The organism is Aquabacter sp. DMC10 (assembly GCF_056314145.1).
On the sequence record NZ_JBQUYX010000011.1, the window covers coordinates 29,771 to 43,083 of the forward strand.

A 13,313-nucleotide genomic window follows, 5' to 3' on the forward strand; every position below is an offset into this window, starting at 1 on the left:
CCATGGCGAAGCTGAAGCTCGGACCGATCACGAACGACAAGCCAGTGAAGGTGACGCTGTCACTGCCCGGCGCGCTGCACCGTGACCTTGTCGCCTATGCCGACGTGCTCGCGCGGGAAACCGGCCAACCTGCCCCGGATCCCGTGACACTTATCGTGCCCATGCTGGAGCGCTTCATCGCCACGGATCGCGAATTCGCCAAGGCACGCCGCGTGGCTGGCGGCGCCGCGAGGATCAGCGCGTCGCAGCCCGCTCCTGGGCCGTCGTCCGTGTGAGGCTGAGCAAGGTGCGCACCGCCGGGTTGTCGTTTCTCAGTGAATAGATCACCGAGAACGGGATCACCTCGCCGGCAAGCGGCCTGTACACCACCTCAGGCACGCTGAGCACCGTCTCGGATTCCAGCACCGGGACGATGCCGCGTCCCGTGGCAACCAGCCCCAGGAGGCTATAGCGGGCGACTTGCTGCGTGCTGATGCGCGGCGAGATGTCGAGCTCCCGGAATTTGCGTTCAAGGAAACCCCGCACCTCATTGCCGGAGCCTTGGGTACGCACCAGGAAGGTCTCATCGACGAGATCCCGCCAGGAGAGCGCAACGCTCTGGGCCAGCCGGTGCAGGCGCGGCAAGGCGAAGAACAAAGGTTCGCTCCAGAGAGGTATAGCATCGCAGTCCGCCCAGCCTTGCCGGCCGAGGATGTAAGCGGCATCGAGATCGAACCGCCGGATCGCGGCCGCATGGCTCTCTGCAGGGGCCTCCACGAAATCGATGTGCACACCGGAATAGCGCTGGTCGTACCTGTGAAACAGGTCGGCCAGGAAGCCTGAGGCCAGCTTCGAGAACAGTCCAACCCTCAGGTGCCCTTCTTCCGCCCGGCCGAACGCTGCGGCCTCCTCGCCGGCTTCGCGAATCTGATCCAGCGCTTGCCGTGTCCGGCTAAGGTACCTTTGCCCCGCCAGAGTGAGGTTCACCCCGCTTGAATGCCGGATGAACAGCGAGACGCCGATCTCATCCTCCAGATCCCGAACGCTCCGGCTGATGGACGATTCCTTGACCTCAAGTGCCCCCCCCGCCTTGCGGAAGCTTCCGTGCTCGGCGGCCGCCACGAAATAGCGCAGGTGGCGCAGTTCGATCGAGGGTGACAACAGCGCAGCCATCCGGGCTCCTGCGTGTTGAAGGGCTTCAAGATATTTCTACCGAAGGTTTCAAAAGCGGTCGAGCGCGACAAATGCGGGGCCACCACTCGGCAACCGCCGCACATTGGCGTGGCCTAAACCCGAAGCTGAAATAATGATGACCGATAGGGCGCATTAATTATTCAAAAATTTGGTTTAGAAACGATGCCCATGAGCTGCTCGTAACTGGTGACCACGTCATACCTGACCCGCTCCTCGGACACGCGCCGCCCGATCTCGTCGAAGAATTTCCGAGCGCACGCGATCTTGGTGTTCTCGATCTCGCGGAGCTTCATCGAGGACATCGTGCCCTTGGTCTCGGCGACGAAGTAGATGTGCTTTACGCTTCCCTCCTTAAAGGAAATCGCCCAATCGGGGTTGTAGTCGCCAACCGGTGTGGGGATCAGGAAGCCGCGCGGCAGCTTGGCGTAGACCACCACCTCGCTGGCGGTATCGAGCTCGTCGGCGAACTTGCGCTCGATGTCGGAGTCGGTGACCACGTAATCGTACACGTGCCGCTTGAGCTTGGCCGAGGCCTTGGAAAAGTCCTGGCCGGTCTGGTTCGCGGTGAAGATGTCAACGTCGTAATGCTCGGCGAGCCCGTCATAGGCCAGCCGCTCGATCACCATCGTGGCCTTCTGCTCGGCGATGATCCGCGACGCCTCGGCGATGAAGTGCTCCGGATTCTCTTTGAACTGCCCAAACACGCTGGCCTGGATGCCAGTCAGGATCTCGGCTGCAGTTTTGCGTGTGAGTTCCGTGTTTTCAGCGATCTTCCCAAGGAGGTCGTACTTCACGAGCGAATGGACTGATCCGCCCCGCTCGGTCGTGGACCCTGTCAGGGCAAAACCATCACCTGCCTTGAGCTGCTCGTCAGTCAGCCCATCGCCCTGAATGCCTGCCTGAACGGTGTACTGGAGCGGCGTCACACGAAGCTGGCTATCGAGGGCGCTTACGCATTTGTGGACCAATTCCTCGGAGTCGAACTCGACCCGATAAACGGCCTTCTGGTTGATGCGCCGCCAGAGCTCCTGGAACTCCTTCTTCTCGAAATTCTCGTTGAGCGGATTGGTCTTCGGCTTTCGGCCGTCCTCAACCTTGGGCAATTGCGCATCGCTGAAGACGCTGTCGATGATCTGGAAGATCTGATCGGCGTGCGCCTTCAGCTCATCCGGCAAAGCCGCCAGAGTTCCGGCTTCCTTCGCCTGATGGTAGGCGCCGGTGATCTGGTCCGCGTCATCGGAATAGTCGTTCTTCACGAGGTAGCGGTAGATCTGCTTCGCCATGGCCGGCGTGATCTCGACCGGGCCGGCATCCGTCGTGATGGTCCTGCCCGCGAAATATGCTTCCGTCGCCTTGCGCGGACGCGACGTCAGCGTGTCGGCAATCTCCTTTTGGAGACCGGCCACGAAGTTCTTGTAGCTCTCGCTGGCGACGACGGTGAGGACGTTTATGTCATGGACGACTGCGGGATTATCCATCCGGTCGCCGTGTTGGTCCACCGACAGGCGTAGTCCGCGGCCCACTTCCTGGCGCCGCGAAACGGTGTTGTCGCTGTGCTTGAGCATGCACATGACGAAGACGTTGGGATTGTCCCACCCTTCGCGTAGCGCGGAATGCGAGAAGATGAACCGCGTGGGCTCCGTGAAGGACAGCAGCCGTTCCTTGTCCTTCAGGATCAGGTCGTAGGCGTCAACATCGTCTGAATCGACCGACCGCGCACCCACGGCGGGGTCCTTCAGCCGGTTCGTCTTCTTGTCGATCGAGAAATAACCGTTGTGCGTCTTGGCCGCGTCGATACCCGCCAGGTGCTTTCGGTAGGCGTCATTATCGATCGCAAGCTCCGCCAGATACTCCGCCTTGAGAAGTTCATACTCCTCCTCGAACACGCGGGCATACTCGCCCTTCTCATCAGGCTGGGCGTAGTCGCGGTACTTCACCACCTCGTCGATGAAGAACAGCGACAAGACCTTGATGCCTTGAGCGAAGAGCTGCTTCTCCTTGTCGAGATGCGCCTTGATGGTCTCGCGGATCTGGATGCGCCGGATGTCGCGCTCGGATACGTCCCCGGTTGCCTCTCCGGCCTGGAGCACCAGGCCGTTGGTGAACTCGACCGTGTCGTTGCGGGCGTCGATCTGGGAGATCGTGAAGCCATCCCGATATTGATCCAACTCACCGGACTCGGCGAACAGGTCGTCACGGAACTCCAGCCGCTTGAGCTGGCGCTTGATCTCACCGCTCGCGAGCTTCACCTCGATCTCGAGCCGCGCCACCGGCGCCTTTTTCGAAATTTCAATGCCCTCGAGGTAGAGATAGGCGTTCGTGCCGGCGAGCCCGCGCGTCTGGATGCCCCGCACCGCGATCTTCTTCACCAGCTTCTGGTTATAGGCGTCGAGCGCATCCAGCCGGTGAACGCGGTTGTGCTGCGTCTTGTGGGTCGCCGAGTAGCGCAGGGTCATGAGCGGCTTGAACTTCGGAAGCGCTTCCATCGTGGCCGCGCCTTCCATCTTCTGCGGCTCGTCGAGAATCAGGATCGGCCGGTTGCTGGCGATCACGTCAATGGGCTTGCGGGATTGGAAGTCGTCCAGCTCCTCATAGATGCGACGATTGTCGGCGCCGCGAGCGGCGAACGCCTGGATGTTGATGACCATCACATTGATGCCAGCGTCCGACGAGAAGCTTTCGAGCTCGTGAAGCCGCTTGGAGTTGTAGATGAAAAAGCGCGCCTTCTTACCGTAGGTCTCGGTAAAATGGTCGGCGGTGATCTGCAGTGACTTATGGACGCCTTCCCGGATGGCGATCGAAGGCACCATGATGATGAACTTCGACCAGCCGTAGCGCTTGTTCATCTCGAAGATCGTCTTGATGTAGCAATAGGTCTTGCCGGTCCCCGTCTCCATCTCGATATCGAGGTTGATCCTGCACCCGGCGCTCGCGACCAGCTTATCCGAGATTGGCAGATTCTGCCGGCGCTGAACGTCCTTGATGTTGGCAAGCACCTGAGGCTCGGTCAGCACTAGATCGGCGTTCTTGAACCCTTCCTCGAAGGCGCTCGTCTGCGCCTTTCGGCCCGGATCGATCCGATAGGTGATGCCGTTCGACATCGGCTGCCCGGCGAAGCAGTCCACGACCGCACTCACGGCCTCGGTCTGATAGGACTGGACCTTGAACTTCAGCTTCATGGCAGCCCCCTCAAATCGACTTGACGTCGGTGCCGGGCGACACCTGCCGGAAGACCTGCTCGACGTTGATCTTCACGGCGTCGGACACGAAGCCATTGTCGCGGAATACGACGCGCAGCGGCTCGCGGCCAGCGAGCTCTTTCACCAGCTCCTCTGTCACGCCGGTCTCGAAGCAGGCAACCAATGCGTTTCCATCTACAAAAAATACGGTCTTGCCCTGCACCGTCTGGCGCTCGATGGGCAGTGTCAGGTCCACGCCCCAGTCGACGAGCACCTGGAACAATAGGTCCTCGGCGCTACGGTCAGGCTTGATGTTGTCGACGGAGGCCAGCAGGTCCTTTTGATCGATCTGGTCCGGGCGATAGTAAACGTCCTGCATGTTGGATGTATCGACCTTTAGGACACGGAAGCCGACATCGCGGTTCCAGTCCGGGTGGCAATCACCTTCAAGGATCTTTTTCCCCGCGCGCCGGATCCGTTCTTTGGTGATCTCCACAATCGTAGTGAACCCTGCGTTGCCAGCTTTTGTGGCCGGATCAATAGCCTCCGGCATTTGCACAGCGATGAATCTACGATTGCCACCATCCAAGGAATTCTGCAGCATTGTCGCGTGGGCCGCCGTGCCTGATCCCGCAAAAAAGTCGAGAAATATACCTGTCTTCGATGAAGCCATTTGTACAAAGTATCGAAGGAGTGCCAGAGGCTTCGGATAGTCGTCAAAAATAATCCCGATATCCTCTAGCTCTGCCGTGGCTTTCTGCGATCCGCCGAACCCAGTGAGCCAGGAAATGACGTGACTAGGCTCACCTCGGATCTTTACAGCTTCAACAGCACCCGAGGCGGTCAATTCAAAAGTAGTTACCTGACCTTTTGCATCGGCAATTGGCTGGCAGTTATTTCGAATGAATTGTTCAAGAAGCTCCCTTGAGCTCCACCCACTGTATATGGCTACGGGCGCCTTTGTCTTTCCATTAGAAACGTGGACGTTATCTTCAAAGTGCGGCCACGCGTCAGTGCGACGAGCAATCTTGCCGTCGTCAAACGACGCCGGAAAGCCGCTCGGAAGCAAGATGGAGCTAGGCGGATTCTTCGGCCCGTTCTTTACAATCGTATTCCTTATTTCAGGTCTATAAATCTTGCTGGTCTCGGGCACATTAGGGTCGACCACCAAGGGGTGCGGGAAATTGGCCTCATCTTTCGCGTAAGCCAGAATATATTCATGGCAATATTTGAATTTAGCCTGATTATCGAAGTTTCCATCTGTACGCCACGCGAATGTACAGACCGCGTTCTCGAACCCAAAAACTTCGTCCATTATAAGTTTTAACTGCGCTACTTCGCGATGATTGATCGAACAAAAAATTATACCATCTTTCGCTAGCAAGTTCCGAGCGAATCGGAGCCGACTATACATCATGGTAAGCCAGTCGGAGTGGAATCGGCCATTGCTCTCTGGATTTGAGACCAGTTTTCCGCCGTCTTCGTCAATCTGATTTGTCCTTCCGAGGAACGATTGAACTCCTTCAGAAAAATCATCTGAATAAATGAAGTCTTTTCCTGTGTTGTACGGAGGGTCGATGTAAATCATCGAAACCCTACCGAGAAAGGTCTCTTGCAGTAACTTCAATGAATCGAGATTCTCGCCTTCGATTAAAAGATTTTTGGCCGAATCGAAGTCAACGCTTTCCTCTCTGGAGGGGCGAAGCGTCTTCGTAATCGGAGCATTCGCAAACGATAGAGCCTCCCGTTTGCCCGGCCAATCCAGCCGATAGCGCTCCTGCGGTCCCTCAACGAGGTCATCACTCAGTTCCTGACGCAGCTGATCGAAATCCACTGCCAGACGCAGCTGCCCCGTCACCTCGTCGCGTGCCTCGGTCACGCAGCCAGGGAACAGATCGCGGATCTTCGCGATGTTCTCCTGGCTGAGGTCGGGGCTATGCATCTTGAGTTTTTCCATCCTCATTCCCTTGCTCACTCATCGCGGCGTTGGTGGGCTCTCCTTTGGAGAGCCGCTCCAATTCCTGCCGTGCAGCGCGCAGTTCGGCATTGATCGCCACGCGCTTGTTAAACTGCTTCTCGCGGGCAAGGCGGGCCTTGATACGGTCCACCTCCCGCGTCTTGGCCCGGATCGCCTCCATCCGCGCCACGCGCGTCTGGATGCCCTCGACGGCCGGCTCTCGTCCGACAGCAACCTCAGGCATTAACGCCGTGATGAGAATGTCATAGAGCCCGCCAAGATTGAGGGCGACCGGCAACGGCCGACGCGGCGCGTCGTCAGGTGCCCACTCGGTCGCGAAATAGCTGCTGACAACCCACTTCGCGGAATCGGCATCACTCGGCCGCTTGAAGGCGGCCACCGCCTTGCGCTCGCCCTGCCAAGTGAGCTCGAAGATCAGCGGGAACGGAATGGCACGGTCGATCGCGCGCAACACCTCTTCGTCGAGCTTGCCGCTGCGCAGGCTGATCCCGAACACTTGGATCTCACTGACGGCCTTCGTTGCCGCGAGGTTCATGGTTACGGGCGCGAGCTTGTATTTCCAAGTGATCTGATCAACCTGGGTCACGAACAGGTCCCTCAGCGCCGTGCCGACGCCGGCATGGTCGTAGATCCGGCTTTTCGGAACAACACGACCGAAGGCGGCGGATTTGGGATATTCGAAGAAGGCTGCCGTCATGCCGCTGCCTCCTCGATCACGAGGAAGGCAATCAGTTCGAAATCGTCGAGGCCGGCGATGGTATGAACCAGCGCCGTGGTCCGCCCACCGCTGAACAGACTGTCGATGTCCTTTTCTTCCTTCACCTCGATCATTGAGCGGATTGCGGCGCTCAGAAGCGCGGAGCATTGCTCCATCTTGCGACCGTCCTGCGTCCGCTCATTGAACAGCTGGCAGACCGCCTGGATCGGCTCCGGCCGGCCCTTGCAGCTAGTGCGGATCAGATCGAGCAAGCGCTTCACTTCGGTATGGTCGATGACGACCCCACCGTCGTGACCCACATAGACGAGGTAATAGGGGTGCAGCCGGTTCTGCTGGTTGATGTTCACGCTGTCGTGGATGTTTTTCAGCGCGAAGATCACACCCGGCTTCAAGCCTAGCGCCGGCTGCGCCGGCACCACAGCATGCATGCCGTTGGGCAGATGATCGAGGTCGCCATGCTCCCTGATATGGTTCAAGAGATCCATGCGGAAATCGTTGAGGCCGAGGTCCGTGATGGAGATCCCGGTCCTCACATCCTCCAGCTCGATCACCTCTTCCTGGAGCCGCTTGAGTTGCTCCTTGCGGTAGGCGATGTCGCTACTCTTGGCGGTGAGTACATTGTCGTCGCCGGTCGCCGTGACGTCGGCGATCATCATGCGGTTTTCGACCCGCTCCTTGAGATTGATGTACTCGTCGAGCGATATTTCCGGCCAGTAATTAACGAGCTGGATTTGCGCATTGGGCGACCCAATGCGGTCGATGCGCCCGAACCGCTGGATGATCCGCACCGGGTTCCAGTGGATGTCGTAGTTGATCAGATAGTCGCAATCCTGAAGGTTCTGGCCTTCGGAGATGCAGTCCGTCCCAATGAGGATGTCGATCTCGCCCGTTTCGTGCGGCAGGACCAGATGCTTCTCCTTCGCTCGCGGCGAGAAAAGCGTGAGCAAGGACTGGAAGTCGTAGCTCTTCTTCAACGTGCTCTTCGGCGCATCGGAGCCAGTGACCATGCCGCAGTGCAGGCCGTCCGACTCGAGAAATGCGGATGCCAGATTCGCATAAAGGTACTTCGCCGTGTCCGCGAAGGCGGTGAAGATGAGAACCTTGCGGTTACCTGGATTGAGCGGATCGGCAACCTTGCGGGTGACGACATCCTTCAGATGCTGAAGTTTGGCATCATCCCCCGGTCGCACCTTGTCCATCGAAGCGATCAAATCACCAATGAGCGTGAGATCCGCGGCGAGGTCGTGCTTCCAAGATGGAATGTCCATATCCGACAGGCTGATCTGAATTTTCTTGCCTACCGTGAATTCATCGAGTCCGCTCAGGTCGTCATCGTCCGGGTCGAAACCGGGATCGCCGAGATGGTCGCTCACGCTCTGGGCGGCGCCCGTGCTTTCATAGCCGTCGATCGCCTGGAGCGTCTGCGCGATGCTGCCGTGCAGGGCCCGTAGGGTGAGGCGGAATGCTTCGACAGAGCTCTCCAGCCGCTTAAGCAAATTGGTGGTCATCAGAGCCTGAAGGCTCCGCTCGCGGTCAGCCTGGCGCAGCCTGCCGCGACCGCCTTCCACATGGGTGTCGTAGATTTCTTCGTACTTCCGAAGCCGGCTCGGCAGGATGTAGCTGATCGGCGCGTACACCGCGAGCTTGAGCACCGACAGGCTGCTGAAGATGTCGTTTAGGCCGAGCACGTCCGATCGATGGGTGATCGGGCACTGATACGACAGCGGCTTTCTGCGCTGGGGAAATTTGCCGATATCCTTAGTGTCGTAGAAGGTCTCGATATGCTTGCGGGACCGTGCAATCGTCACGGCATCGAGCATCTCGAAAAAATCGAAATCGAGGGCCTTCAGGATCGCGGCTGCGGTTCGCTCCTCTGGAGGCAGATCGGACCAAGCGTTGAACGCCTTCTGCGCACGCCGGAATATCTCCTCAATTCCAGTGTTGATTTTCAGCTTGCGACTAAGGTTTTCGGAGTCCCCCTCGTAAGCTAGCGCGAGCTGATTGCGCAGATCGTTGAATCGGTTGTTCACTGGCGTCGCCGATAGCATCAGAACTTTGGTCTTCACGCCAGCACGGATGACCTTGTTCATCAGCTTGTGGTAGCGCGTCTCCCGGTCCTTGAAGACATCGTTGTTCCGGAAATTGTGCGACTCATCGATGACGACGAGATCGTAATTGCCCCAGTTCACGCGGTTCAGCGGAATGCCGAACGCCTCTCCTGACGTGCGGGAGAGGTCGGTATGGCTCAGGACATCGTAATTGAAGCGATCCTTGGCGAAAATGTTCGTTGTCAGATTGGCGTTGTAGTTTCGCCAATTGTCCGCAAGCTTCTTCGGGCACAGAACCAGAACCGACCGATTGCGCAGCTCGTAGTATTTGATCACCGCCAGGGCGGTGAAGGTTTTACCCAGGCCGACGCTATCCGCCAGAATGCATCCATTGTGCATTTCAAGCTTATTGATAATTCCGGTCGCGGCGTCCCTCTGGTAATTAAAAAGCTTGTTCCAAACGAGGCTATCTTTGTACCCAGTCAGATCGTTTGGCAGCGCGTCCTGATCGACCTCTTCGAGGAAATCCTGGAAAAGGTTGTACAGGATGTGGAAGTAGATCCGTTCCGGGGAGTTCTCCTGGTAGACGGCCTCGATATGATCGCAAATGGCGGCCGTGACGTCGCTGAGCTTTTCCTCGTCGTTCCAGATCTGGTTGAATAGCTGCAGGTAGACCTGCGTATGGGCACCATCGTCGATACGCGTGACGAGGTTTGATACCGCGTCGCCCTTCTGATAACCGAGATCGACAGCTGTGAAGCCGCTGATCGGCATGTAGGCGACGTCACTCGTTTCCGCTGCCGCATGGATGAATTGCTGCATCGGCGCCTTGGTCGTGTTCGACCGAAAGCGAGCTTTCTTGCGTATCCAGTTAGCGCATTCGCGCGCGACCGCACGCTGTGTCAGCTTGTTGCGAAGCTGTATCTCGAACTCGGTTCCGTACAGGCCTCGCTCGCGTGTCGCTTTGGGAATGAAAAACTCCCGCCGTTCCTTGCGGATGCGGCCTGTCATTTCCATCGGGACAAAGGTCGGCGCGGTGAATATGAATTGAAGACTCTCCACCTTTGACAATTCCGCTTTCAGCGCCTCGAAAGCGTAGATCGAGAAGCATGACGCTGCGATCTTGAGCCGGGCGCCACGCCCCAGCGTTGTCTTCAGGTCATCGCCAAGAAGCAGTGATGTGTTATCGATGATCTTCATCGCCACATCCCTCACGCAAAAGTACTATTTGCTGGTCCTGCGGCCGACGGGCACCCGGCGGCGTATCCAGGCCCAACCGTCTGAGCGCGTAGTAGCGCAGCGCCTTTCGAATCTGAATTCGAGCACGCCCTCCTTGCATGCCGTAGTCGAGGGCAATGATCCGCTTTTGACTTTCGGAAAGCTCCGGATGTGGCCCGATTTCTAGCGTGATGATTTCGTTCCAATCGGCATCGTCCTCCGGCGACACCTCGCTCGGACGAGTTGACCTAGTCTCTATGATGCGCGAGAGCAAAAAATCTTTGAACGACGCGCCCACCACGCAGAAGGCGCGGGCGTGCCATCGGAACCCATCAAAGCCAATCGCATGTGGCGCGATCCATCGCCAGAGAGGAGCTTCGCTGGAGAGGGATTGATATCTGACCTCGATCGCTTGGTTTTGACGGATCGCCGCAAGCACTGTTCGCAGCGTGTCGGTATTGACACCGCGGAACGGAATTGGCGGCCCCGCATAAGGAGGCGAGTGGGCAATCCATGAATCTGACGCGGCGATAATGCCTTCGGCAACGGACCGAAGCTGGCTGAGGTACTGACCGGCATCTGGTTTGAGAAAGCGAGGCTCAAATTCGGCGCCCGCGACATAGCGCTTGGCGCTCTTGTCATAGACGGCGTTGTGCGGTGCCCGTTCCTGATAGAGCGTCAAATCCTTCGAAGCCTGCGGAACGGACACGTCGAAAGCTTCGATGATATCCGAGCGATTCACGCCACCATTCCAGTAAAGTCGGAACTCGATGAATTCGAGCCGGCGCTCCACGCCCCATTTCAGCACCGCCTCCGCACCCCGCATCGCTCTCCAGCTCCCTGCACCGATGAGCATTGAAACTATATGGAAACATCAAAGCGATAAGTATAATTATTATTCCCATTAGCGGCACGGGTCAATGACGATTGGCATGGGAGTTGGGCCAACGGGGAAGGCGGCAGCTAACGGGCTGACCTCGATACTGATCCAGCGCCCGCACAGGAAGCAACAACCCGAAGAAGAGCGCCGCGGTCGTCAAGGCCGGTTCACCTTGATAGTTCATGGTCGTCTAGCTATGAGCGAAAGCCGCCTAACGGCGGCGCGCGAGGCTCGCCACGGCCTCCGTATCGTCTCCTCGAGCAGGCCGCCGCCCGGCTGGCTGGCGGGTTCGTCCGTCCCATCGACGATGAGAGCCTGCGCGCGGTAATCCAGGATATCCCGCCCGCCACGCCGATGGGCGAGATGGGGAGCATCAAGGCTCTTCCCGGCATGATCGACGCAGTTGCCGACACGGTCCACAAAGTTTGGCGCGCCGGCCTCGACCTTGCCGCACGCGCTTTCGATCAGGCGGCTGCGGCGCTGGTCGACATCGTGGTCCGAGGCCTGTCGCAATCGAGTCTGCTGTGCCTGGCTGTGCTCTGCCGGGACAGCTTTACGATTCTGACTGCGGCACTCTCTGATCCGTCTCCCGCGACTGTCACGCCCCACGTCGATAAGGACGCGCGGCCGCCGCCTTGCCGTCGAGGATGTCAGCCATCTCGTCCGCGACGCGGTCGGCCGCGAGCCGCAGCGCCTCGTCGATATGGATATAGCGCTGCGTCACGCCGCGCGCCGCGTGGCCGAGCAGCGCCGCGATCGTCAGTTCGGAAAAGCCGAGGTCGCCGGCGACGCTCGCGAAGGTGTGGCGCAGGGTATGTGGGGTGACGTCCTCCAGGCGCGCCATTGCGCAGAGGCGATCGAGCACGCGCACGATCCCGACGAAATGCCCTTCACCCCAGTCGGCCGGGAAGAAGAAGCGCGATCCGGCCTGTGGCTGAGCCAGCAGCAAGTCGACGGCGGCGCGGCCGATGACCCGCGTCTGCGCGCCGCTCTTCGTGTCGGGAAATCGGATCGAGCCTTCCTCGTCATGGAGCCAGGCACGCTCCAAAGCGAGCCCCTCCATACGGCGCAGCCCCGTCATCAGAAAGAAGCGGATCGCCGCAAGGCCGGTCGGGTGCTCGCCGTCCTGCTCAGCTATCCGCATCGCCTTGCCGAGCTTCTCGATCTCGGCGCGGCTCAGCCGGCGGTCGCGTGGCGTACTGGCGAGGCGACGGATACCCTTTGCCGGGTTGCTTTCGATCTTTCCTAGCCTGACACCGTGCTCGAAGATGGCGTGCAAAGTCGACATGGTCCGCGCAGCGACACCCTCGCCGCCAGTCGCCGCACCGCCGCGACTGCCGGCGCGCGGCTTGGACGTCTTGCCCGCCGCGATGTCGGCCTGTGCCCCCTCGATATCTCCAAGCTTGAGCGCGCTGACCGCGCGCTTCCCGAGGAGCGGCCGGATATGCACGTCGATGCGGCTGCGATCCATGGCAAGCGTTGACGCTTTGATGGGCCGGCGTCTCTTACCGAGGATCCGGCCGGCCTCCGCCTCGGCCAGATACCAGTCGCACACCTCAGCAACGGTGATGGCGTCACTGGCCGCCGCTTGCTTTTCCTCGAGAGGGTCGACGCCCCTGGCGATCCGGCCGAGGACGGTCTTCGCCTCGCGCCGCGCCTCCTCCAAGGTCATGACGCCGTAGCGGCCGATCATGATGCGACGGCTGCGGCCTTGGGCGTTGCGATATTGGACGACGAAGGTCTTCAAGCCCGAGGCGACGACCTTGACGCCGAAGCCCCTGAGCTCCTGATCCCACTCGATCAAATACGAACCTTTGACCCCAACCTTCGAAGGTTTCAGAGCATCGACCGTCTGCTTCGTGAGCTTTGCCATTATATATCAGCGCGTTAGATGAATTTTGCTTACTTTATCACGGGTGGCCGCCGGAGTAAGCATAAAGTCAGCTTTTCAGGGCGAGTTCAGGCGCGCCCTCGGTCAGGTTCGGCGACGGAAATGAGGAAAATATAGTGTGATTACCGTAGTTTATACGAGTCCAGCGCAGTTCATCGCAGCGTGGCGCAAGCGCCTGGGGCACCTTGCCAAGGTTGGGGTCGAGGGTTCGAATCCCTTCGCCCGCTC

The 13,313-nt window shown here is 59.1% G+C and carries 8 protein-coding genes; 1 reads left to right on the top strand and 7 read right to left on the bottom strand.

Annotation, left to right across the window (positions count from 1 at the left end; genetic code table 11):
* Positions 1–2 precede the first annotated feature (2 nt).
* Entirely contained in the window at positions 3–275 is a 273-nt protein-coding gene (locus ACT54L_RS23715; RefSeq protein ID WP_476088126.1) for a DUF2274 domain-containing protein, read from the top strand.
* Here the strand turns inward: ACT54L_RS23715 and ACT54L_RS23720 are convergent.
* The 7 genes from ACT54L_RS23720 to ACT54L_RS23750 all read right to left on the bottom strand — a co-directional run bounded on the left by ACT54L_RS23720 (position 235) and on the right by ACT54L_RS23750 (position 13,067).
* On the bottom strand, positions 235–1,152 hold the full coding sequence (locus ACT54L_RS23720; RefSeq protein WP_476088127.1) for a LysR family transcriptional regulator: 918 nt from the start codon (positions 1,150–1,152) through the stop codon (positions 235–237). The genes ACT54L_RS23715 and ACT54L_RS23720 overlap by 41 nt on opposite strands.
* Positions 1,153–1,313: 161 nt before the next feature.
* Positions 1,314–4,352 carry a type III restriction-modification system endonuclease gene (locus ACT54L_RS23725; RefSeq protein ID WP_476088128.1) on the bottom strand — a complete coding sequence of 1,013 codons (3,039 nt, stop codon included), beginning with the start codon at positions 4,350–4,352 and terminating at the stop codon, positions 1,314–1,316.
* Positions 4,353–4,362: 10 nt separating this feature from the next.
* On the bottom strand, positions 4,363–6,309 hold the full coding sequence (locus ACT54L_RS23730) for a site-specific DNA-methyltransferase (protein WP_476088129.1): 1,947 nt from the start codon (positions 6,307–6,309) through the stop codon (positions 4,363–4,365).
* Positions 6,287–7,027: a DUF4391 domain-containing protein gene (locus ACT54L_RS23735; RefSeq protein WP_476088130.1), complete on the bottom strand. Its 741-nt coding sequence runs from the start codon at positions 7,025–7,027 to the stop codon at positions 6,287–6,289. The genes ACT54L_RS23730 and ACT54L_RS23735 overlap by 23 nt, the downstream gene beginning before the upstream one ends.
* A complete protein-coding gene (locus ACT54L_RS23740; protein WP_476088131.1) occupies positions 7,024–10,296 on the bottom strand; it encodes a helicase-related protein in 3,273 nt (1,090 codons plus the stop codon). Before ACT54L_RS23740 ends, ACT54L_RS23735 begins: the two co-directional genes overlap by 4 nt.
* Entirely contained in the window at positions 10,280–11,140 is an 861-nt protein-coding gene (locus ACT54L_RS23745) for a BrxR family helix-turn-helix transcriptional regulator (RefSeq protein ID WP_476088132.1), read from the bottom strand. Before ACT54L_RS23745 ends, ACT54L_RS23740 begins: the two co-directional genes overlap by 17 nt.
* A 652-nt stretch (positions 11,141–11,792) precedes the next feature.
* The gene (locus ACT54L_RS23750; protein WP_476088133.1) at positions 11,793–13,067 is read right to left on the bottom strand and encodes a tyrosine-type recombinase/integrase; all 1,275 of its coding nucleotides are present in this window, start codon (positions 13,065–13,067) and stop codon (positions 11,793–11,795) included.
* Positions 13,068–13,313: the final 246 nt, after the last annotated feature.

What these genes read in the sequence shown, in the direction of transcription:
- ACT54L_RS23750 (WP_476088133.1), bottom strand. Translation starts at nt 13,067, where the DNA reads ATGGCAAAGCTCACGAAGCAGACGGTCGATGCTCTGAAACCTTCGAAG.
- ACT54L_RS23740 (WP_476088131.1), bottom strand. Translation starts at nt 10,296, where the DNA reads ATGAAGATCATCGATAACACATCACTGCTTCTTGGCGATGACCTGAAG.
- ACT54L_RS23730 (WP_476088129.1), bottom strand. Translation starts at nt 6,309, where the DNA reads ATGGAAAAACTCAAGATGCATAGCCCCGACCTCAGCCAGGAGAACATC.
- ACT54L_RS23715 (WP_476088126.1), top strand. Translation starts at nt 3, where the DNA reads ATGGCGAAGCTGAAGCTCGGACCGATCACGAACGACAAGCCAGTGAAG.
- ACT54L_RS23720 (WP_476088127.1), bottom strand. Translation starts at nt 1,152, where the DNA reads ATGGCTGCGCTGTTGTCACCCTCGATCGAACTGCGCCACCTGCGCTAT.
- ACT54L_RS23735 (WP_476088130.1), bottom strand. Translation starts at nt 7,027, where the DNA reads ATGACGGCAGCCTTCTTCGAATATCCCAAATCCGCCGCCTTCGGTCGT.
- ACT54L_RS23725 (WP_476088128.1), bottom strand. Translation starts at nt 4,352, where the DNA reads ATGAAGCTGAAGTTCAAGGTCCAGTCCTATCAGACCGAGGCCGTGAGT.
- ACT54L_RS23745 (WP_476088132.1), bottom strand. Translation starts at nt 11,140, where the DNA reads ATGCGGGGTGCGGAGGCGGTGCTGAAATGGGGCGTGGAGCGCCGGCTC.